Raw genomic sequence first — 22,992 nt, 5'->3', positions numbered from 1 at the left:
TTTTAGATTTCTTAACCTATTTGGTACTTCGATGTAAAGAAGGAATCGATAACTTTTCCACAGCTTTTCGTTTAGTTTCCTCTCCCCGACGATCGTATTTAGCCACCACCTCCGGCGACGAGTGTCCCGCCAAAGCAGCCACCGTCACAATATCAACTCCCGCATCCAACAAATCCGAGCAAAACGTCCGCCTAAAATCGTGCGGCGAAAACGGATCTACCTGGGCTTCCACCGCCCGTTTGCGAAGAATCATCAATACCGCCTGGGGAGTCAAAGGTCTAATATGGATTCTTCCCCGTTTCCAACTAGGACACAGCAACGCTCCCGGAGAACGTCCCCGCACCTTCAACCAATCTTCCACTAGAGAAATCGCATCCCCAGGAAGGTACACCGTGCGGTTTTTTCCACCTTTTCCCCCCCGTACTTTCAGTTCCCCCACACTCGCCTTAAAATCCTTCAACTCTAACTTCACCACCTCCGCCCGACGCAACCCTACCCGGAGAATCGCAATCAAAGCCGCATCTCTAATGCCAGCAGGTGTAGGGTCATCATGGCACGCCGACAACAAAGCAGCAATTTCATCCTCACTTAAAGCACGCCCTCTCAACTCTGGATTGCTGCGAATCTGCGGTAGATCGATCGCCTTAGCATAAGCATAAGCATCCATCAAATCCAGTCGCACCGCTTCTTTTAGCACTCGCCGCAAAGCACACATCATCTTTCTAACTGTTGCAGGCTCTCGTTTAGCCAGTAAAGCCCCCTGTACTGCCGCCGTGTGCTGATAGGTTAGTGCCGCCCAATTGAGCGTCATCGCGTCACATTGACCGTTAGTGAGTAGAGAAGCGATCGTATCAAGGGACTGACGCATCGTTGGTCGAGAGCCAGGGGACAAAAGAGACAGATACAGAGCCGCTGGGTGAAGCGTGAGCGGTAGTGGCTCAGTTAATACCAAATCAGTTGTGTCCCAAGAAACGAGCCGGGGCATACATTTATCAGAACTGACATTCTCAATATTACTCCCTTTTTTCCCTCCTGCACCGCTTTCAAGCCAAATTTTCTCGGTCATCGATCGTGATCGCTTCTCCTAATCCACAAATGCCTAACCCAGATGTAGAGAAGCAGCTCGCGAGCCACTTTGCAATGCGCGAGGTTTCTCCTCTTAACGACTCAATCTAGTCGCCCCGACTCCACAGCAAGTAGTCAAAATTTACTGTCGCTACTTTATGTCTGCTATATGCGTGCTGATGTTCATCGCCTGGACTTCAGCAGGAGGGACTAGCTACTCGGAAGATGTCTAACTGGTTATTGGATACTTTTTACCAAACTTTTATTGGTCTTCGCTCACTAATAAAACTAAAACAGAGTTGCGATGAAAAGATACATTTTATGAGTTTTTAGATGAGATGTACATGAGTTTTATGGGTTGAAAAATCAGTAAATAAAGCTAATATTTGTTAGATATAGCAAGCGGATGACCGAGTGCATTTAAAATTAGAATTGCTTATTTTTAAGTCTTTCCTAATTTTGAATTTTGAGCAAAATTCCCTCTTTAAGTTCTCAAGGCTAAAATCTGAAACTTTTACATAATAAAGCTTTCAGAGGTAGCTTTGTACTTGATGTCAAGCTCGCTATATTTAACTCAACTAAAGAAAGGAAAAAGATCGTGGCTAACAAACAAGGCAACCCTCCCACAACTCATACCGTAGAAAAGGATGACATATTATTCGACATCGCCCAGGTATATTATGGTGATGGTAATCAGTGGCCAAAAATTTCCTCTGCCAATGGTGGTGTTAAACCTGAAGATTTAAAAGTTGGGCAAAAACTTCAAATCCCCGCTTAAGGGGTTTGGCTCGCTATAGGAGTAGCTGCGTTTAATTGCAACCATAAAACATTTAGAAGGTTAGTAAATAAACTAACCTTCTGTTCCCCTCTCCAGTGGGTAAACTCAGCGGACAGTAGCAGCCGTTGTGGTTTTTAGACTGCCTAATCAATAGAAAATTTCCAGTTAAATTTGCATTGAGCCAAAGGAGTTGAAAAATGGGATTCTCTAAAGACTATTCTCACATCCCTGAATGGGTAGAAAAGCCTGAAGGATACCAGACAGAGGCGATGGTCAAATATCAGGGAAATGTCTTTAAGGCAGCCTTCTGGGCTTCCAAGCCAGGGGAAGGAGACCCAAATAACAATGGCTGGCGACTGTATGACGAGCTGTATGATGTAACAACTTCAAGCAAAACCGAAGCAGCTAAAATCATCGCCTATATCCCGACTTGGAGAAAAAAAGAGGGATTTAACTATGTCAATGAAGAGATGTATCGAAATATTACTCATGGAATCATCTCGTTTCTCATGTTTGATGAGGCAACTCTCGGTGAGTTTGAAGCCAAGTCACTTAATGATGTGAATGAAATCATTACAGATGTTGTTTTTACTGGACATAAGTGTGGTACCAAAATCTCGATTGCAATAGGAGGTGCAACAGATTATGGATTCTTCTCCCTGATGGAAAGAATAGGAAATAATCCTTCAGATCCGCTTCTCAATCAAGCTGTACAAAATGTCGTGAATTTTGTTGAATCAAACAATTTAGATGGTGTAGACCTAGATTTAGAGTGCTGGTGGGATAAAAACAGTGACGCTACCAAGGATCGGGGAGGCAGAAAAAAAAGTGATGGAGCGCATCCGGCTGGACGGGGTTTGACTGAATTCGCTAAACAATTGAAGCAAGCCATGCCGGATAAAGTGATTTCTGCCGCTGTCTTTGCGACATCCTGGTATGGCAATAACTATGACCCGCAACTGATAGATTATGTGGAATGGGTCGGAGTGATGACCTATGACCTGACTGGCTCTTGGAATCGATCTCCTGTAGGACCGCATACGGCTCTCTTTAAGATACGGGAGCAAGACATTCATGCAGGAGAACAGCAGGGAGAGTGGCCGAATGGATCTATTGACAATCCAATTCTTTCAGTCGAAGAGTCTCTTTGGTATTGGACAAATCCATTTTTTATGAACTGGCAAGGTTCTGGACAACAGCTATCCAGAAATAAAATAGCCGCAGGAGTGCCTATCTACGGGTATGACTTTGCTTATGGAAAAGAGCCAGATGACTTGAGTGGTCAGATACCTCCAGGATATAAAGTGGTTCGGTATAAAGATATCCTGAGGCAGTTTCCTGATGCTCATACGGCTGCAAATGCCAATATTAAGGTAGCGGGAAGTACACCCAGACCTCCATTCGTCTCGGCTTCAGGAAGCTACCCGTATGCTCACAACATCTACTTTGAAACTCCAGAAGCTGCTGTTACAAAATTGAACTTTTTGAAGGATGTAGGAGCGCAGGGAGTGATTATTTGGGAACTTTCCAATGATGTTTGGGAACAGGGAAAGAGTATTATTAAAGCTCTTTACCAAAACTCTGGTAATGAAATCAAGCCACCCCTAGATCCTTCTACTTCTAGATTAGGAAATGTTGGGCTGAAACTTCTACATCCAGAAAAATCTAAACTCTTAGCACCACCCTTAGCAAATTTGGTCAGTCAAAGCGAAGCAGTGAACGAAGGCGAAATAAAAAAGAAAATCATGAGGGATGTGCTGAGACCAGCAGCCTTTTTAGCGCACTTGCTTGGGTATGGCTGGTGTGGCGGTTGTCAAGACGGAAAACCAGGCTATGTAGGAGAAGAATTTATCCCAATTCTGGATGAAAATGGACAACATGAAGGATGGGAAGCGCTATACACTGCTGGTTGTGAAGGGTATATGGCAGATAAACGCCTAAAAATTTATTTCTCAGATTGGTCATTTCCAATTAAGGAATCCAATGTTGGGGATATTAAGGATACTGAGAAGAAGCTCATGGAATCCTCCACAATATCCGTTGATAATTCAAAGGGAAATACACCTCTTGAGCAAACAGTAGGGGGGGCGAGAGAAGTGCTAACACAAGTACAAACTTACGATCTCACAACTTTGAAATGGGAAGCCGGGTTGGAAGTGAATACAACCTTTAAAACACCCCTAAATTTTCTTGGTGGAATTGATGTTAGTGTTAAGGTTTCTGGCAAAGTTGGTCAAGATAAGCAAACAGGCATAGTAGCAACAACAAGCGATAAAACAACAGTAACAAATACAGTCAAAGCAAATGTATCGCCCGGCAGTCGCAAAGATTATCGCATTGATGTGTATGGAAAAGAAGCAAGAAGCGACAACTGCTCAATAGTAATCGAGGCAAGTTTTGCACTCACATTTGATGGCTTCTTACGCTGGGGAGAAGGGAAAACACCAGAGTCTAACTATCACAGAAAGCATCGCGGCTCAGAGGATCGTCCGATAGTCAAATATAAGTTCGGCTCTCAAGGAAGATCCTTTGTTGAGGATCTAAAGTACCAAACAGTACATCTCAATGAGTCAGAATGGGATTGGAATCTTTTACGTCAGGATCACAAACAAGACCTAGAATGGGTGATAGACCGATTAACTCAAGAAAAGAACTATACTTTCAACTTTGATTTTGGGCTAGAAGGGATAAAAGGCACCAGCTTGGAGATTGTACCTCTTAACTGAGTTCGATGTAAGCTTCCAATACGGTACGATTTTAGGGAATCAAGAGGGTGTAGGGAAAAACTCAAACCCTTGTTACGTCCTACACCCCACACCTCTCCCATGAAGCTTATACAGCAACCTCTTTAGCCCCCTTGTCGCCCTCTGAAGACTGCCACTTTTGTTAGATATGCAGCCGATCGATCCAACAGCTGTTAAATACCAACTCATAAATACGGTTATGGACTCTGAGATAACCCTGTTGCTTGACCACTAGCCCCGATAAGAGTAATTCTTTTTCCTCTGGACTATTAACTGCCACAACCTCTGCTTGGCGCAAAATCTCTCCATAAAGCTCTAGCAGCTTATGAGTTGGCTGCTCACTGTTAAGGATGCGATCGCGGATAGTTCTCAGATGCTCTGGCTCATCCTGTGCTTCCCAATTTTCTATCACCTGAGTTCGCACCAAATGTTCAATCCACTCGGCTTCACCATTTGTGGGAATAAGAGATGAAGAATTGCGAATTAGCTTACATACTCTTTGAGTTAGAAAAGGTTGCCCGTTTGTCCAGGATATCACTTCTCTAAGTACTGTTTGAGGATTATTAACTTTTTCTGTTAATCCTTGAAGAAGAGGTTGAGCTTCATGCAGTTGGAAGCCCTTTAGCTGAATAGCTTGACCAATGTTAAAGGGCGTTCTTTTGGAGTCAGTTATCAAATCTGAAGGAGTGGCGACTCCAAATAACGCAAACGTTAAACGCTGATACGCTGGATTAATACCACGTTGGTTATAGCAAGAGCGAATTAAAGCAAAAAAGTCATTTACAGAGAAATTCAAGGCGAGTATGTTATCAATTTCATCTAAAAAGATGACCAATTTCTTTAGAGGAGCATCATCTTTTATTCCAACTTCGACTAGCAGGACTTCTTCAATAAATCGGCTCAAGCGTTGCAAGGGAGAAATATCGAGGCGATCGTTCCACCAAGCGTTCAGATTCACCTTTCCTAACAAATCAAAACTCTGCCACAATTCCACTACCAATCCCTTATACCATTGGTCGGGGGTGATATTTTCGCTGCCGATGCGCGTCATGTCAATCGCTGCACAGGAAAACCCCTCTCGCTGAAGTTGGTGCATCATACTGACCATCAAGCTTGATTTCCCCATCTGACGCGGATTGAGAATATAACAAAAATCTCCTCGTTTCAACGCTTTATAAAGCTCGCGATCTGCGGAACGCACCACATAAGTAGGAGCATCAATCGGCAAACTCCCCCCAACTTGATAATCATAAGTCGAAATGTCTTCTGAACTTCTGAGCAGTGCATTTTCAACCTTAAGAATTTCTAACTGAATCCGTTCAGCTTCCGCCTGTTTGCGTTGCGTAATATCTTGAAAAGCCGCTATAGCATAAACAATTTCATTCTTCTCATTAAAAATGGGAGTAGCCGAAACCTCCAAAGGAATAATCTTATCCCCTTGGTGAATTGCCATATCATCAATAGTCGTATTTTCGCCGTTCAATGCACGCAAAATCGGCTGCTTTTCCGTAGGGTATAACTGTTCTGTCCCCGCCTGATAAACTTGATAAACTTCAGTTAATTGAGCAGGTGTAGCTTCGGGTACAATTCCCTTACCTAGTATTTGTTGTGCAGTTTGATTTGCATAGTAGGGTTTACCATGAGCATCAGTTACAAACACACCCACTGGCACAGCTTCTAGAAATTGAGCGAGTCTTCTTTCGCTTTCACGTAATGCCACATAAAGTTGAGCATTTTGAAGAGAAATAGCTGCCTGAGAGGAGAGAACTTTTAAGACTTCCAATCGATCGGCAGTAAAAGCGCCTGTACTAAAATTATTTTCTAAATAAAGCAGACCAATAAGTTGGCCTTGATGGATAATAGGCGTACATAAGATAGATTTAGGTTGGTTTTTAACAATATAAGGGTCTGTAGTAAATATTTCCTCATTGGTCCCATACCCTAAAACTACATTTTCTCTGGTTCTTGCGACATAATTGATTATAGATAGGGGTAACTGCTGACTAGCTTCAACTAGAGGTAATTGGCCTACTATTACCTCATCGCGATTTGCATCCCCCTTGGCTTCAATGAAAAGCTGACTTTCCTTTTCCAAGATGAAACAACCAGTTTGAGCACCTGCATTTTCAATCATAATTTTCATCAATTTTTCTAGCAGTTTTTCTAAAATTATTTCGCCAGAAATGATTTGTGAAGCTTTCAGCACTGTAGATAAATCCAGCACTTCATCGGAGCTTTTAGAAGATGTTATTAAAGAACCTAAAGAAGTATTTTTATTTCCAGATGATATCGAAGTCAGTAACTGAGGATATTTCTCGTCTAAATCCTCTACTTTGCGTTTTGCTCCCCAAATCTGATAACCTTGACGTGCTTTTTTTAAATAAACTTTGGCAAATTCTTCTTTGCCTTTTTCTAACCAAAACTTAGCCGCAAGTTCATTAGCTAAGGCTTCATTTTGGATAAAATCATGTTCTTTAGCTGACTCAATAGCTTGATCGTACAAGTCCATTGCCTCTTGGCATCTACCTGAGATACGAGCCATTTCTGCTGCAACCAAAAGGTATTTATGGAGGAAATTTTCTGGACAGTTATTCGCCCATACTTTCATCTGCTTTTGATTAGCTTCCAATTTTTTCCAATATTTCTCTTGCTCTTTTTTTGAAGCCTTTGGATAAAGCCTAGACAGGATAAGAGAATAGTAAAAATTAAGCTTAGCTATAGATATAGTCTCTGAAATAAAAGGAAGTAACTTTTTCGCTTCCTCAACACATATTAGCGCTTCATACCCTTTGTTATATAAATATAAAATTTGGCATTTAAAAATATAAAAAAAACACATTGCCGAACGAGTTTGATTTTTATTATATACCTCCAAATATAATTCTTCGTTGATATCTTCAGCCATAAATTTTAGTTTTCCTGGAGTCCTTCCCAGCAAGTTTAAAAGCAAAATTTTGCACCCTAGTATGCAATCAATAGCCCACTGATTTTTAGTTTTCTGAACAAACACTAAGTATTTAGATGTTTCTTCTAAAATAAATTCTATATTTTTACCTTGATATATTAAATTGAACAAGTGATAAGTGAGGCTATATCCTACATATTGAAATTCCCCTGATTGTAACCCCAAATAGTATCCTTCCTGGTTCACAATTTCAGCATACTTAATATGCTTCAACCAGGGTATTAAAAAATTAGCTAATAGTTGGCTAGCTAGTACTTTAGAAGACAAGTCATTAAACTTCTCACTCAGCTTTAAACCTAGTAACCCAAATTCATGAGCTAAGTGATAATCCTTTAAAATATTAGCTTGTATTAATCCACCATAAAAACTATAAGTCATAGAAGATTTTATAGTATGACCATATTTCAGACTCAGGTTAACTGATTTAACGATAATTATATTCACGAGTTTTTCATCGAAAGAAAAAGCTGATGCAACCAATCTTGTCAGCAATTTTAAGGCTGCTTTTTTCTCTGGGTCTTTCATTTCTGGATTGTTAAGTAATGCCATAACTTTTCGATTACCTAAATTTCTACGAACTTCGGAAAGTTCGGACATAAAAGCATTTTCTAAGTTGTTAGTTGGCAAGTAAACACCTAGCGTCTTTAGGGCTACTAGACCTGTTTGAGTAGCCTCATAATATTGTCCTAGCATAGTATATTGACAGACACTTAAAAAGTAAAAATCTATTTTTTCAATGGTGGATTTAGCTTGATTAATTGATAATTCTATTAATTCTTTTGCTCGTTCAAAATTGCCATTTAAATACTCAACTTCTCCTAACTCTTTATGCAAGTTTATTGCTATATCATAGTAGTCTGACCATATATTTTCGGAAAAATTATCCATAGCTACCATCAAATATTGCCTTGCAGCAGCATAAGCGGTTCCTTCTTTAGCTTTTTTTCCTGCTGTTAAATTCAGCCTTGCTAAATCGACTTTTTCAGACTCATTCGAGAGCAAGTCTCGACCTTTGTTAAGGTGTTCAACCAGCTCAAATATTTTTTCTTCCCGTTCTTCTGCGTTAGTATTCGCTAGCAAGAGTCTTCCAATCTTAAGATGAACCGCTTTTTTCTGGTCGCTATCAATCAAAGCATAGGCAGCTTGTTGCACTCGGTCGTGCAGAAATTTATAATTTAGAATGACTAAGGAAGAACTAAAAACTTCCCCTGAAGCCGTTTCTAACTCTGAAGTGGGCTGAATAAATCCTACCTGAATGGCGGGCAACAAATCTGCAAATGTTTCTGCAGCAGATTTTTCATAGATGACAGAAAGGGGATTTAAATCAAAACTATTACCTACACAAGCGGCTAAGCGTAAAACTTGTTGCGTTTGCTCTGGCAGTTTCTTCAATTTACCGAGCATCAAATCTACCACATTATCTGTGATGCCCAGTGCCTCAATTTCAGTAATGTTCCATTGCCAACAATTCTGTTGCCAATCGAAGATAAGCAGATTTTCCAGGTAGACAGTTTTGAGAAATTCATTGACGAAGAAGGGGTTACCAGATGTTTTATGGAAAACCAGTTCTGCCAATGAGTAGACTGATTCAATATCGTGATGAAGCGTGTCTGCAATTAATTGAGCAATTTGATTGAAGTTTAAAGGGTCTAAGGTAATTTTATTAACAATTACTCCTGCGTTCCTTAGTTGGTTTAGGATAAGCATCAAAAGATGACTGGAATTGACTTCATTATCCCGATAGGCTCCAATCAGAAGCAGATACTGCGTTTGCTCGTCTGTCATCATCAACTCTATCAACTTCAGACTCGCAGAATCAGCCCACTGTAAATCGTCTAAAAAGATAACTAATGGATGCTCCCGCTGGCAAAAAACACGAATGAAGTTTTGAAAAACCAAATTAAAACGGTTTTGAGACTCAGTTGCCTCTAGCTGTTGAACAGGAGGTTGAGATCCAACAATCTGTTCAATCTCAGGAATAACATCAATAATAACTTGACCGTTAAGGCCAAAAGCATCTAAAAGTTTTTCGCGCCATTGGGTTAGTTGAGCTTCGCTTTCTGTTAGTAGTTGCTGTACCAAACACTGGAACGCACGTACAACAGCAGAATAGGGGATATTGCGCTGAAACTGGTCAAATTTTCCTGAGATGAAATAGCCCCGCCGCTGGGTAATTGGTTTATAGAGTTCCTGTACCAGCATAGATTTACCGATACCAGAATATCCAGCAACCAGCATCATTTCGATTTGAGATTTTGGATGGGAAATTTCGGATGGCGAATTCTCCCCTGTTCCCTTGCTCCCCTGAGCCTCTACTTCTCCTGCTACTCGCTTAAATGCTGCCAGTAAGGTTTCAACTTCGGCTTCACGTCCATAGAGTTTTTGAGAGATTTGTAACTTGTAAGAAATATCTTGACGTGCTAGGGGAAAGCCTGAAATTCGTCCGTTATTTTGTAACTGGATCAGGCATTCTTCTAAATCTGCTTTTATTCCCCAAGCACTTTGATACCGTTCTTCCGCTGTTTTTGATAACAACTTCATGACAATATTTGAAATAGCTTTTGGAATAGCTGGATTAAGTCTGTCAGGGGGTATTGGCTGCTTAGCAATATGACAATGTACTAACTCCAAAGCATCAGTAGTTTCAAAAGGAAGCTGATGAGTGAGTAGCTTATAAAAGGTAGCGCCTAGAGAGTAAAAGTCAGTTCTGTAATCCAGTAAGCGATTCATCCTGCCAGTTTGCTCCGGCGACATATAGGCTAAAGTACCTTCTAGGATGTTAGGATCTTTAATGGAGGGATTTTCGCGAGTAAATACTGTAGAGATACCAAAGTCAATGATTTTGAGCGTCCTAGTCTCTCGGCAGAAAACAATATTGGATGGATTAATATCTTTGTGAATAATATTGGCAGCATGAATTTCGCCCAATGTCCGAGAAATTTGAATTGCAAGTGCTAAAAATTCTGAGAGGGTGAAGTGTATTGATTTAGTCAGTATTTCTAATGAATCACCACCAAAATCTTCCAGCAATATCGCCAGAGTATTTTGGTATTTCTGCAAGCCATAAGCTTTGACAACACCATCCAGGTTTAACGAACGAGTGATTTCATACTCCTGCTTATATCTGGTCAGTTCTGAGGGAGTAGGATAATCTTCTTTCAAAATCTTGAGGATAATAGGTTGATTATCCCGAACGTGGCGAAGTCGAAAAACTAAGGAATTAGCACTTTCGTAGATTTTGGCGATAAATTGGTAGTCAGTATTAACATTCATAGTAGGCTTTTCCACGAAGGGGTAAGCGATCGCAAAGTAGGTTTTCCTCACATCTGCACCAACCCTTTCGATCGCCAGAAGTTTAAATTTCTGACTTAAAACTCTTAGGTAGCCAGTTTCCAACCCTCTTGAGAGGATTTGAGCTACTCGCTGTGGGACTTAAGTCCTTGGCTAGTAAACGAGCAGGTGCAAGATTTTAGTTTTCTAACCGTCAATACTAAACTTGATGGTTAATTATTGCGGCATCCTGCTAGTCTATCAATTTCAAATAAAAGGTTTAGAGCTTATCTATAAAGTAAACCTTAGACTAAAGGATGTTAACGTAGTGTAGCGAACCGATTGAAAACGGTGTCTTACGGCGCAGAGAGCTAAGCGATTGAGAACAACTCGCTCATAATATGCACCCAACGCACGCTACTGGAATTTTATGTTTAATTTATAAAGGACTGACAAACAACTAATCTAGCCCGTAGAAACGCACGGGGTTATCCCAGAGGATCTTTTGCACGGTTTTCCTGGATAGGCGCTCCTCAAGCGCTACTGCTTCCTTAACAATGTCTGGCTTGTGATCTATATGCGGGTAGTCAGAACCAAAGAGCAAGTTATCGGAACCAATATAATCGATAATCTGAGGCAGGTAAGGTTCAGAAGGCTCTATTTCGATAAAGCACTGACGGCGAAAGTACTCCGAAGGCTTCATCTTCACGTTATCTTTAACCTCCCAGTGTAGGTTCTCGTACTCTTCATCGACGCGCCATAGCCAGTAAGGTAACCAGCCGCAACCTGACTCCAGAAAACCTACCCTAAGCTTGGGATGGCGCTCCAACACACCTCCTTCTATCAGCGCTAACAGTGCCATCATCTGTTCCATCGGATGAGAGCAAGCGTGCATGGCAAAACGGGTGTTAAACCGATCCGATCCGGTAGTTGGCAAGCAACTATGAGTAGCTTCATGAAGAGCGACTGCTATTTCTAGCTCTTCGCATTTCGTCCAAAATGCCTCATAGGTGGGGTGACTCAGTAGTCTTCCCTTAATTGGGTTGGGGCGCAAAAACACTGTCTTCCAGCCAAATTCCTCTATCCGCAGCAGTTCTGATACCATCTCTTCAGGTGCATGAAGATTAATTGCTCCCACTCCTTTGAGAATTTGTGGGTCATAACTGCAAAAGTCTCGTAACCAATTGTTGTATGCGCGAGTAAATGCCCCAGCCAGCTGTGGTGCCATCGTATCAACTGCTAATAACCACAGTCCGTAAGTCGGATAAACAAACGATACATCAACCCCCATCCGCTTCATCGCCTGGACATGAGACTCAGAGTCGAAACCATTGAATGCAGACATGGGGTAATTCTGTATGAGCAGCTTCTGTCCTTCCATAAGAACTTGAGCAGAGATTTTGTGAACAATCTGTTCACCTTTAATTCTCATGTCTGGCGATGGTGCAAAACTTTTAAATGCAGGTTCTAGATATTTTTCCCACATATCGGTTGGCTCAATTACATGGGAATCTGCATCAATAATTTGATATCCGCTAAGCATAGGAAAATCGATTTTAGATTTGGGTTTTGGATTTGAGAAAAGCTCTACGTATTTCAGTTTTGGGGGTTTTCTGAAGTTCTTTACTGACTTAGTTCACTGGTGAAAATTGGCTAATTAGTAGCTTACAACCACATGGGAAAAGGGTTAAGCTGATTTTCCTGGAGAGGCTCTTTTAACCAGCCTAATTTTACAGGAACCTCATAAAGCCGTCCGGGGCCTAACCGTTTCCAGAAGTGGCGCATTCCAGGAACGATCGCTTTGACCACCTTCAGTCCAATATCAGGACGGGTTTGATCTAGAACCAGCATTTCCATGCCATTTTTCTCTGCGATCTGCTGGCAAGTTATGACATCTTCACGCAGGTCATCACTCCACATTTGGGGATAATCAGCACTTACTTTTGGAGCAATGCTTGCATCGGGAACTAGATAAGGCTGATTCTCCATCGTAGCGGTTTTCCACCAGTCTATGGCCCAATTACAAAATGGAGTGTATTGGGTAGTTCCATCAGGATTAGCGGATAAAACTGAAAGAAGCATCCGGGTAGCTTCAGTAAGTGCTTTCTGAATGGCAATCCTTGGGTCAAAATGGGCACCGAAGCCAAAGATGATGTCTTCCACCTCTCGATCGGTTCTGCGGGTAACGGCAACAAAAGCAGGAATATTCAGATCGCTGGTGATATCTAGAACCCAGATCTCCCGATGAATCGTTTGGTAATAATTCTTCAGGGCTTGAAAATATGGTTCATTGAAGCTATCTAAATCTACCCTCGGTCTTTTGACCCGGTTATACCACCACAAGGCTACACAGTCCCGCTCCACTAATTCCATAAAAGCTTGTACGATCGCTTCTTCTATCGTATTGCCAGCCGCACAGCCATTGGCATCAGCCCAACAATCAGGTTTCGGCGGTTTAGGATAGCCATAATAGCAGTAAGCTGTTGGCAGATATTTGAATTCTTGATGGGTTAAAGACCAAACTGGTGTCCATTCAATCTCTCTTTCCTCATCGAAGGGTTCTGGAACTTTGAGAAACCAGTCATAAAGACCAGAACAGCTAGCATTCCATTGCTGGCGGTTTTGATATTGCTCTTGGCTAAAATTCATACAGGTATTGGGGTGAATTGCTTTGTCCCCCATTTGTTGGTAACTACCCCTTTGCCTGATTTCGTCTCCCTGAAAGACTCCTGAATATCTCTCAATGGCTTCGCAGAAACTGCTGACCCTAGCTTGCTGGTCAGTTCGTCCAATACCTGCACTTCTGCCTGTAGTATTCTGGCGTAAAGCATTCAAATCATCGAACATGGTGGCGAAATGATGCCTAGCCAGATAAGTGTGGGTTAAACCATTCGACCCTTGGTTGACCTTGACGAGTTCTCGGACAACCCCTGTAATGGGACTAATGTGGTGTTGATATTTCCTTAGAGTTTCTTCAGGAGAAACACAACGGTGTCCTCCGTCTGCTGTAAAAGTTTTTTTCCGATGTCCGAGGATAATAGGTAAGGGTTGGCTATTTAACCCATTTATCACTTTTTCTCCACAGTCTGGGCACTGGGGACGCTTAACCAAGATGTGGTTTTGGGTTTCCAAAGACAGAGTATCGTGAGTGACTAAAATACCTTCTAGCCGTTTATTCTCTCCCTGAACAATCCATTTAAAAACTTCTGTAGCTGCCATCCCAAGGGCAGTTTGCAAGGTAGAGCCAAGAGAAGCGAGAGGGGGCGTTAAAGGGGTTAAAAGGTTTTTCCGGCGCTGAATAAACCCTTCAACGGGTCTGTTGCCTCGCAAGCGTTGAGCTAGGCACTGCCAACAACCTATTTTACCCGGAACAAATATCGGTCCTATCCAAATAATTGTTCCCACTGGTTTGACAAGCATCCAAGGGCGTGAGAGGTTTAAAACTTCTTGATTGAAGGCTTTCAGTCCATCTTGCAGGTAATCATCTGTCAAAACAACCTCTATATCTGCCTCTTCAGACACTTGGACGTTCAAGGATTCTAAAGCGGCTTTGAATTGAGAAGTGGGAAGATTAGAACCAAAAGTTTTCACTGCCACTTTAGTAGCTTGCAATCGACGGTGGGCTTCCTTTAGCTCGATGTTCAAATGCTCGCAGAAGATTGCTAAGTCACATGGCAGGATATCATTGCTTCCGACAATGTAACCTTTCTGTTCCATCTCCATCAGAGCATAGTTAGCCTTAGTAAGGGCTAAAATAACATCTTCATCAGATGCGTTTTTTGCTAGCAGGTGGGTATGAAGTTCTTCAATAATTTCTTCAGTAGTATGGTTGCCATCAATCAAAGGAAACAACAGTTGAAATATAGAGTTGTTGAGCAGATAATAGATTCTCTCCGACAGGAGAAATACACCTTCTGTTTCTATATTCTCGACCAAAAAAAAATTCTTAATTTTATATTTCATTCTGCTCTAGGTAGAAATAGAGAAATAAAACTAACCAAATAAGGAAGAGGCTATTTCATTCTGACAGTAGAACCGCTTAACAAATATCACTTCGATTTGAGAAAAGATATTTGGTTTGCAAAATGTCCCTTTAATAAATCTTTCCTATAGAACGAAATAAGCCTCTAGCTAGAGATCGATCGTATTACGTTACTGGTGGCATTATTCCTCCTATATGGCGTACATTGTCATCAACAAGAAATTCATACAATTGTTCTATGTCTAAATTTTCTAAATTTTGATATACAACACTTGGTAGAGCGGGTAATGGGAATATGCCATACTCGCTATTCTTTAACTCATCCGCATGGGGTAGATTACCAAGTGGATCTCTACGAATATTTTCTAAAAGTTCCTTATTATTCCACGCTTGATGTAAAGCGTCTGCCCAAAGTTTTGCTTCCTCATCAAATTTGAATGCCCCTGTTAAACCACCTAGCAGCAATTCCTCCACTTTTTGTGGATCTAACTCAGCTAACCCTCCAAATGGATTAGGAATTGGTAGATATCCACTATACCTCTCTGTTTGATTTTTTGATAATTTGATGATTGTACTCGCTTGGGCTTCTGTCTCAGAATCTGCTTTATACTTCCCATTCTGTCCCTTTGCTATTTCTTCAATTGTTCCTTTTGGATCTTTCCTCAAATCTGTTAAAACTCCTTCTTTTTTTTCTTTTTCTTGATGTTTCCAAGCGAAAGCACAGACACGAGACCAAGCTTGTATAGCTGAGGATTGTAAATTCATAGACTCCATGACTTATCTCCTATTTTCTAGAACTTTTTTAGAAAACTAATGCTGGGTGCAAAAAAGAATTCGCCCCCTTTGTTTTTAACACATCCATAAAATGGATAATTCCGAACATCCTCTCCACTACACTTGTTGAACCATTCTTGTGGTTTAGGATTTTTTGTATCACCTTTAACAAGAGGATGACCAATGACCGGATCGAGATACTTACTTTCCCCCATAGAAAATTCGCGTGGGAATTTATCGTTATCAGCCCAGTCATTTTGTAGTTTCTGAAACTGATTTACAATGCTGCTTTGGAAACATACAAACAATAATCCACTGATATTTTTGATGTTATCTTCTGGCAACTCTTTCCTCACTTCCTTTAAATACTTCAGCTTATTTAAACAGACATCCAATATTTTTGAATCTGGTGACTTTTGTACTTTAGACTTATCAAAGTAGGTTATCCCCGCTCGAAATATTCGATGATATTTTTTCAGCTGTTCGAGGTGAGGAAGATCATCATTTGGATTTTTAGTTTGTTCTCCACGAGGATTAACCTTTCTAATATGCCCGTGCAAAGGACATTTCATTCCCTGCGGATCGTCGTTATAATTAAAATTATTTTTGATTGAATCCTGATTGGGATGCTCAGAAAGAGCAATCGGAGTTCCATCTCGAAACCGTCCGACCACTAAAGCAGCTGCCTTTTCCGAATCGCACTTAAGATTATCACTTAGTTCCTTCTCCTTTTTTTTAAAGCACTCATAGTCTGTTTCAAGCTTTTGCCAAACACAATAGCTGCCAAAGCTATATGGTTCCCCAAATGGATCTTTCACAAGAACTAAATTTAAACTAGCTTTAGGGTCCCACTTGTCAGTGTCTTGATTGTTACAGTACTTTTCGTAATCCCTTTTCAAAAACAGAGGTTGACTGACACCATCTACAAAACCAAATGGACCAACAACACGCTTTTTTTCATCTACTAATTTATACCCTACTTCACAGGCTATTATGTTGCCAACTGCTCGGCGCTCGAACTCTTCTATAATAAGCTCAGCTTCGTACTTCAGTTCTTCTAAACAATTATGAGCCAGTAAAATCAATCCATGAATCTCATGCTTACCACCACCTATATCCCAAGTCCTGGGTGATTCAGCATCATTATCTTTTTTGTTTGTTTGATAATTTCTAGTCCACCAAGATTTCATCCCCTTCTCAAAAAGTGGTTCATCTAAAACATTTTTTTTATTCTCCAGCTTAAATAGGATTTTATAACCCTGATAGGATAGAAAAAAATTCTTACACTTTTCTCCAGGGTGTATTTCTTCTGGTGAGGAATCTAAAGCTCTATTGAGATTTTGTCTGTAATCCTCCGTATCCTGAAGCTGCTTATAAGTAGATGTAACGCTATTAGCAATTTCATCTCGAATCCATTGTTTTGCTTGTTCTATTTTTTCTTGATTAAAAAAAATAAAGATATAGAGATAGTAATTTCGTCCATAATTTTTAATAATCCCTCCTTGCAAATCTTTGAATATTTGCTCGTAACGTTGGTCATCAGCATCAACGGGATCGGGATTGTCAATAAGGGATTGGTAGTCTTGCTCTGAATTGTCATTCGTGTCAATCATGATTTTTACTTAGACATGAATAAATTTGAATTTTGATACCCAATTCCTAAGAAATCTATACCGAATCACAAACTTTAATTTGATGTTGTGTTTGTTACAACTAACTTGGGAGTGTATTTAAGCGATCGCCTGATATCGCTTAGGCAGGCATGAAATTTTTTATTAAGAATGGAGATAACATACCACATTTTTTAGTCCTGAAATTGTCAGTTTATAAAACTAAATTTTTCTTCTCCAAAATTCGTGATTGATGTTACAATTTTTCCTAAAAGAAACGTTTCTTTTAGGTATAAATAGCCGCTCGTATTGTCTTGAGTTGCTCCTAAAAAACTTGAGTTTCTTACAGGCATACTGGAAGCAATCAACGCGCCTGTCGGGGCTAAAGTTTATTAATTACACAATAGATTAACCTTAGTTCAGCGTTCGTTCAACTCATAAATCTCATAGAAAATCTCATACCAATCTCATAATAAAACTCATTACAAGTAAATGCACATTACAGGTTTTTTGTAAAGTATGTAAGTCCTAGTTTTGTCAGAGACTGTTTGTAAACACTTATGAAGCACCTGAAAACCTGGTTCTGTTAAGTAGGTAGGCAAAAAATTATCGTTGAGATAAGGCAGAGGGTAGAAGAGAAGACAATACTGCTCGGTTAAAGCATTTTTTTGCATGGATGGGTGAAGCATTACTGACTCTTAAATTTGCTTTACAAAAAGTGTCTTATATCAAATCCCTAAATGTTTGCGACCAATCAATCTCCGCGTCGCCGCGTTGCCGCGTCCCCGTGTCAATCATCTGTAGCAAACTTAAGGAAAAACAATATGAGAGAGAGTCTTTCTTCCAGAAATCTAATAAGCAGATCAACTTGACCTATGTTCTGCTTGAAAATTCTGAAAGTACTGCTGATACAACTGACAACTTAGGGTTGCTTTATTGTCATTTAACTGAATCAAACCCATACTGCTTAACTTGTAAGCCAAAATCGGATCTAATGGTACAGGGTCATTAGCACTCATAACGGTACCAAGAGCACTAGCTAATTCCTGTTGTTCTTTTAACGTTGCTTGATGGCGCTGCAAGTGACTGGAATAAATTCCTGTAGATGTTGGGGCACTTTGCAGCAGTTGCGCGATCGTTAGGTTCCCACGACTCAAATGATAGATCGCTATATGCACCAGTGCGGGATGCCCTCCTACCATGTCCATCAGAAGTTTTACCTCTTCCTCACCTGTCCAATTCAGTCCATAATGTTTGGCTAAGTTTATTACTTCCCCTAAACTGAAGCTGTTTAACTGAATCGGTAACCCCACATTGAAAGGTGACTGCTTTAGCTGAAGGGGAACATAAATGTCTGTAGAATGAACCACAATTAGGCGCAGCTTTTGCCACACAGGTATTCTTTTTGCCTCTTCATACCACGATCGCAACAAGGGAAAAAAATCTTTCGCCACTTCAGGATGCTCAAAAATCTGGTTCACCTCATCCAAAGCTAGGATAAGAGGAGAATCGATTTGTTCTAGTAAATAGTTTCGCAAGTAGAGAGTGCAACTGATCTTGCAGCCAATATCCTCATCCCAATAGTCATCTAGTCTCGCTTCTTTGTGAAGCTGACGAGCGATATTGACGCACAACCAACGTAAAAATTTATTTATATCGCTCAAAATGGCTTGGTCAACTTGCTGTAGGTTTAGGTTAACCGTGTAATAGCCCAAACGATTTGCATAGTCGAGAACTCTAAGCAGGAGCGAGGTTTTACCCATTTCCTGAGGAGCTTTAATTCGCACCAAAGCTCCTGGCTTACTGATTTCTGCATAAACTTGCTCCTCAATAGGAGACCGTTCGATGTAAAACGGGGAATCGAGAGAAACGGCACCACTAGGGAAGCAAGGTGACATATCTTGCAACTTACTAGCAGAGAAGTTTACAGGATATTGGTTGGGTAACGTTTTCCCCAGAGTTCCCCAGGCGGCAACATAAGACTCTAGCAGCACCCGACAGTTTTTCTTAGTAACCCGCTCATTGGTAATCTCGGAGAGTCGTCGGAACAACTCCGGTGCAACGACATTAGTAAAGTAACCGGGGCTGTAGCCCGCCTCTTCGGCAACTTGGTTATAGGTTTTATACTCCCAGATACCTCGCAGAATCAGAGCTTCTGCGGTATTCAGAGGAGGATTTTGGCTCTCGATCAGCTTGCGGTTAAGGACTTCAAGGATGAAATCTACGTTCATAGAGGCTATATGTCGTCAAATCTTGGTAGATTGGCTGAATTCTGACTGAAATACGGGTTTCTAGGTAAGTATATACGATCGCTTATTTTATTATGAGATTTTTAATGAGCTTTGGGCGAGATTGTTTATGAGATTTATAGGTTGAATCAGCTTAATGTTAAAAGCTAAGTTTACTTATAGATAAAACCAACCATACAAAAACTAGATGAGGTTATAAATGACACCTGCTAATGCTGAATTAATTCGAGCCTTAACGCCTATATTTTTCGCAACTATTGGTGGAGTAATTGGTATTGCCGTCCTAATTAATCCTCAACTTAAAGAGGGTCAATGGACAGCTGGATTGGGATTGGCAGGGACAGCGATCGCAGGGGCGGCTGGCCTTGCACAGTCAAGCAAAGGTGAATCTAAGGTTTTGGCTCAGAAAGATGTACAGAACATCAAAATTCAGGATGATTCAACAAACGAACTAAGCGAAGCTAAGTAGATTACTCACACTTAGCGGCACTTTTCATTTTCACTTTATTGGCTCTTCAGTAAGTACAAATAGCCAACTGAGTAAAAAAAGATGAGTAAGCGTATCAAATAATGGTAAAAGCCTCGGCAAAAATCCACAGATAAGGCTCATTTCTTATTGGCTGTAACTAGCAGAAAAGAGATATTTGAATATAGTTACAGCCACAGTCGAAAAAAGAGATAAAAATGCTGGTTGAGTTTTTGAATGTAGAGCAAATAAAAGTAATTAAGAGTTAACCCACAGGTATCTATGATGATTATAAATGCGCTATTGGCACAGGTAAGCCCAAACGATCTAGCTGGATTGATTGTTGTAGTGGGAACCTTCATTCTTGCAATATTTTTGGCTTGGGCAGGCTTCAACTTGCTAAAATCTGGGTCACGTCCTGAGAAGGGAGGGGGTGAGTTTTTGGGTTTAAAATTCAATATAGAAACTACAACAGGCGGAATCTGCGTAGCGTTTGCAGCAATTGTAGTAATACAGTTTCTCTCTAAGTTTTATAAGTAATGAGGTGAGTGATTGACTGACAATGTATATCGACGTTAAGTTAGGGATTTGTCACTTAACATAGCGGGAAACTGAGTACGATCGGATTGAGTCTCGTCAATAAATGTCACTGTATCTTAAAGGAAAAGCTTGCCATTGTGGCAAGCTTTTCCTTTAAGTCTATCCTAAATTTTTTATGACATAAGCAATTAAATCTAATTTAGTTCTTCTAAAAAGCAAAATATAGTTGTATTTTTATTTTTGCTCCTGTTATCGTGAAAAATTAAATTCAAAAATCATAAATTATATAAGAATTTTTATGAGGTATAAGTTGAGATTTATATGAGTTTTATAGGTTGGATGTTTGTCAAGGTAAAGTTAGCATGGCAATAAGACTAAAGGACAAACAACACCAACAAGGAATCTTTTTATATGCAACTAACTGAAGTTACACCAACCTTAAAAATAATTACTGCAGAAAGTTTAGCTAAGGATACTCAATTAGCAAAAGAAGTACAGACTAATCTGATTCGTTTAGGTTTACTCGATCCGCCTGCTGATGGAAAATTTGGTCGTTTTTCGACTCAGGCACTTAAAGAATTCCAAACCTTGATGAAAATATCAGAATTGGGATTAGGGCCACAAACAAGCAAGGCATTAGGTGAAACCAAAGAAGTAATCCCTCTAAACTTAGGAAATGATTTGGCCAGCCGAATTGTCAAGTATATGCAAAATAAAGAATACTTTATTGCAATAGGAGAACGTTGCTACAACATTGTTTATTTAGAAGGCGCTGGGGCTGATGGTACACCCAACGAAGATACTTTCAATGAGTGGAATGACCGTCGGATGGTAATTGAAATAGCTTCTGGAACTCCTAAAATTGTGGGTAATTGGTTAGCTACAACCGAACCGGGAGATTACTACACCTATCACCCTATGAATCCTGAGGGCGCGGCACGAATTGCCTTTGGACAGTACAAAGCTTGGCAAGTAGGAAAGCATGGAAACTCCGAACCTCATGAAGCTTTAGTGCAATGTATGTCGGTAAAAGTATACCGCGATTCCAACAAAGATGGTCTTCGTAATGGAGATTCCATTGATGAAGGTCTGTTTGGTATCAATCAACATTGGGGATATGACATGAGGCAAGTTCGTAGTGCCAGTGCTGGTTGCTTGGTAGGACAGTCTCGCAAAAGTCACCAAGAGTTTATGGCATTGGTTAAGCAAGACCGTCGTTATCAGTTAAATGACAAATATGTCTTCTTGACGACTGTTATCCCTGGCGATGATTTAGCCAAAAGTTTCCTGGCTTAGTCAAACTTGATTTACTCCAGAAGGAAGATGGAAGGAAATGATAATTTTACTTGTCATTTCCTTTCCTAAAATACTGGTAGTCTACACTTAAAAAGGAACCAAATTTAGGCTGATAGAGTTTTTAACTTGATGACATCTTCGGCGCTGGTGCTAAAAAAATATTAGTAATTTACAAGCAAAGAAGGTTTAAAAGTAGATAGCATTGTCAAGCAAGCAACTTTTACACCCTTGTGTTTAATGAATTTTGTCGGGTTTTCAAACCCCATTTTGGTTTAGAAATAAAAGAAAAAATCCAAAATTTTTAGAGAGATAACCCATTTTTCAATTCAATAGTTAACTGATCTACGAGGTGAAGTGATGAAACTTGCGGATTTAGTTGATAACAACAAAGTTATCAATTTGGATACTCTCAGTAGCGACAAGGAATTAGTCCAGGAAATCCAAACACAACTTAGTGAAATTGGTTTGCTTCAAATGTCTGATATTGATGGGACTTTCAGTTCCACTACCAAGGTTGCTTTAACTCGTTTCTGTAAGGCAGTTTTCCTCGACAACATGAATTCTGGTTGGTTTGGCCCCACTTTTGCCAAAAAACTAATTGAATTTCGCGATCCTGTAGAAACTGATAATTCCGTAGATTTTAATTCACCTAGTAAAACACCAGACCAACTTATAACAGCACTTAAATTCACTTTGCTGTGGGAAGGTGACTTTGTAAACCATCCAAACGATTTAGGTGGGGCTACCAATAAAGGAATTACACAAAGAACTTACGACTCATACAGAAGCAGCAAAAGCTTTCCAACCCAAAGTGTGAAATTTATTACAGATGAGGAGGTACATGAAATCTACCATAAGTATTACTGGCAGCCTGGCCGTGCTGAATTAATGGTCTTACCTCTCGCTGTAGTGCAGTTTGATACGGCTGTCCTTTTTGGAGTCGGCGGTGCCATCAAGTTTTTACAGCAAGCCATCGGAGTTACTGGTGACGGAATTTTTGGGCCGCAAACTGAAGCCGCTTTGCTGCCTAAAAACAACAAAGAGACAGGAATAGAGATGGTTGAAAAAAGAATCATCTACCATAACCAAAGAGTTGTACAAAACCCAAGCCAAAAAGTTTTTTTAGCTGGTTGGTTGAACCGTGCGAATGACTTGAGAAAGTTCATCGACAATTTGTAAACAAAGCTCTTCTTTAATAAATCCCCAGAACTATTGTTTTCCATCGATTTAACCTATTCAGTACTGATAATTTC

General features: G+C 40.3%; 12 protein-coding genes. 5 read left to right on the top strand and 7 right to left on the bottom strand.

What is annotated here, in order from left to right:
• Nucleotides 1–16: 16 nt before the first annotated feature.
• Nucleotides 17–1,066, bottom strand: a complete 1,050-nt coding sequence (locus IQ264_RS05370) for a site-specific integrase (protein WP_322744604.1) — start codon at nucleotides 1,064–1,066, stop codon at nucleotides 17–19.
• Nucleotides 1,067–1,663: 597 nt separating this feature from the next.
• Here IQ264_RS05370 and IQ264_RS05365 point away from each other — a divergent pair.
• Nucleotides 1,664–1,843 carry a LysM peptidoglycan-binding domain-containing protein gene (locus tag IQ264_RS05365; RefSeq protein WP_193979358.1) on the top strand — a complete coding sequence of 60 codons (180 nt, stop codon included), beginning with the start codon at nucleotides 1,664–1,666 and terminating at the stop codon, nucleotides 1,841–1,843.
• A gap of 197 nt (nucleotides 1,844–2,040) precedes the next feature.
• Nucleotides 2,041–4,569 (top strand): aerolysin family beta-barrel pore-forming toxin, encoded by a 2,529-nt coding sequence (locus IQ264_RS05360; protein WP_193979357.1) that lies wholly within the window; start codon nucleotides 2,041–2,043, stop codon nucleotides 4,567–4,569.
• A gap of 160 nt (nucleotides 4,570–4,729) precedes the next feature.
• Here the strand turns inward: IQ264_RS05360 and IQ264_RS05355 are convergent, their stop codons facing one another.
• The 6 genes from IQ264_RS05355 to IQ264_RS05330 all read right to left on the bottom strand — a co-directional run bounded on the left by IQ264_RS05355 (nucleotide 4,730) and on the right by IQ264_RS05330 (nucleotide 19,419).
• Nucleotides 4,730–10,948 (bottom strand): AAA family ATPase, encoded by a 6,219-nt coding sequence (locus tag IQ264_RS05355; protein WP_228061308.1) that lies wholly within the window; start codon nucleotides 10,946–10,948, stop codon nucleotides 4,730–4,732.
• A gap of 334 nt (nucleotides 10,949–11,282) precedes the next feature.
• Entirely contained in the window at nucleotides 11,283–12,365 is a 1,083-nt protein-coding gene (locus IQ264_RS05350; RefSeq protein WP_193979355.1) for an amidohydrolase family protein, read from the bottom strand.
• A 122-nt stretch (nucleotides 12,366–12,487) separates the two neighbouring features.
• A complete protein-coding gene (locus IQ264_RS05345) occupies nucleotides 12,488–14,785 on the bottom strand; it encodes a TOMM precursor leader peptide-binding protein (protein WP_193979353.1) in 2,298 nt (765 codons plus the stop codon).
• Between the two features lie 184 nt (nucleotides 14,786–14,969).
• Nucleotides 14,970–15,578 carry a hypothetical protein gene (locus IQ264_RS05340; RefSeq protein WP_193979351.1) on the bottom strand — a complete coding sequence of 203 codons (609 nt, stop codon included), beginning with the start codon at nucleotides 15,576–15,578 and terminating at the stop codon, nucleotides 14,970–14,972.
• Nucleotides 15,579–15,595: 17 nt separating this feature from the next.
• The gene (locus IQ264_RS05335; protein ID WP_193979349.1) at nucleotides 15,596–17,191 is read right to left on the bottom strand and encodes a peroxidase; all 1,596 of its coding nucleotides are present in this window, start codon (nucleotides 17,189–17,191) and stop codon (nucleotides 15,596–15,598) included.
• Nucleotides 17,192–18,051: 860 nt separating this feature from the next.
• Entirely contained in the window at nucleotides 18,052–19,419 is a 1,368-nt protein-coding gene (locus IQ264_RS05330; protein WP_193979347.1) for an AAA-like domain-containing protein, read from the bottom strand.
• Nucleotides 19,420–19,636: 217 nt separating this feature from the next.
• Between IQ264_RS05330 and IQ264_RS05325 the strand changes: the two genes are divergently transcribed.
• The 3 genes from IQ264_RS05325 (at nucleotide 19,637) to IQ264_RS05315 (ending at nucleotide 22,918) form a co-directional block, all read left to right on the top strand.
• Entirely contained in the window at nucleotides 19,637–19,906 is a 270-nt protein-coding gene (locus IQ264_RS05325) for a hypothetical protein (protein ID WP_228061307.1), read from the top strand.
• Between the two features lie 948 nt (nucleotides 19,907–20,854).
• Nucleotides 20,855–21,739: a peptidoglycan-binding domain-containing protein gene (locus IQ264_RS05320; protein ID WP_193979345.1), complete on the top strand. Its 885-nt coding sequence runs from the start codon at nucleotides 20,855–20,857 to the stop codon at nucleotides 21,737–21,739.
• Between the two features lie 357 nt (nucleotides 21,740–22,096).
• Nucleotides 22,097–22,918 carry a glycoside hydrolase family 108 protein gene (locus IQ264_RS05315; RefSeq protein WP_193979343.1) on the top strand — a complete coding sequence of 274 codons (822 nt, stop codon included), beginning with the start codon at nucleotides 22,097–22,099 and terminating at the stop codon, nucleotides 22,916–22,918.
• The last annotated feature ends 74 nt before the right edge of the window (nucleotides 22,919–22,992 follow it).

The organism is [Phormidium] sp. LEGE 05292, from assembly GCF_015207735.1.
GTDB lineage: Bacteria > Cyanobacteriota > Cyanobacteriia > Cyanobacteriales > Aerosakkonemataceae > Floridanema.
Note: the sequence above shows the minus strand (reverse complement) of the source record. Positions and strands in the feature narration are given on the sequence as shown.

What these genes read in the sequence shown, in the direction of transcription:
- IQ264_RS05350 (WP_193979355.1), bottom strand. Translation starts at nt 12,365, where the DNA reads ATGCTTAGCGGATATCAAATTATTGATGCAGATTCCCATGTAATTGAG.
- IQ264_RS05335 (WP_193979349.1), bottom strand. Translation starts at nt 17,191, where the DNA reads ATGATTGACACGAATGACAATTCAGAGCAAGACTACCAATCCCTTATT.
- IQ264_RS05330 (WP_193979347.1), bottom strand. Translation starts at nt 19,419, where the DNA reads ATGAACGTAGATTTCATCCTTGAAGTCCTTAACCGCAAGCTGATCGAG.
- IQ264_RS05340 (WP_193979351.1), bottom strand. Translation starts at nt 15,578, where the DNA reads ATGGAGTCTATGAATTTACAATCCTCAGCTATACAAGCTTGGTCTCGT.
- IQ264_RS05325 (WP_228061307.1), top strand. Translation starts at nt 19,637, where the DNA reads ATGACACCTGCTAATGCTGAATTAATTCGAGCCTTAACGCCTATATTT.
- IQ264_RS05360 (WP_193979357.1), top strand. Translation starts at nt 2,041, where the DNA reads ATGGGATTCTCTAAAGACTATTCTCACATCCCTGAATGGGTAGAAAAG.
- IQ264_RS05370 (WP_322744604.1), bottom strand. Translation starts at nt 1,066, where the DNA reads ATGACCGAGAAAATTTGGCTTGAAAGCGGTGCAGGAGGGAAAAAAGGG.
- IQ264_RS05345 (WP_193979353.1), bottom strand. Translation starts at nt 14,785, where the DNA reads ATGAAATATAAAATTAAGAATTTTTTTTTGGTCGAGAATATAGAAACA.
- IQ264_RS05315 (WP_193979343.1), top strand. Translation starts at nt 22,097, where the DNA reads ATGAAACTTGCGGATTTAGTTGATAACAACAAAGTTATCAATTTGGAT.
- IQ264_RS05320 (WP_193979345.1), top strand. Translation starts at nt 20,855, where the DNA reads ATGCAACTAACTGAAGTTACACCAACCTTAAAAATAATTACTGCAGAA.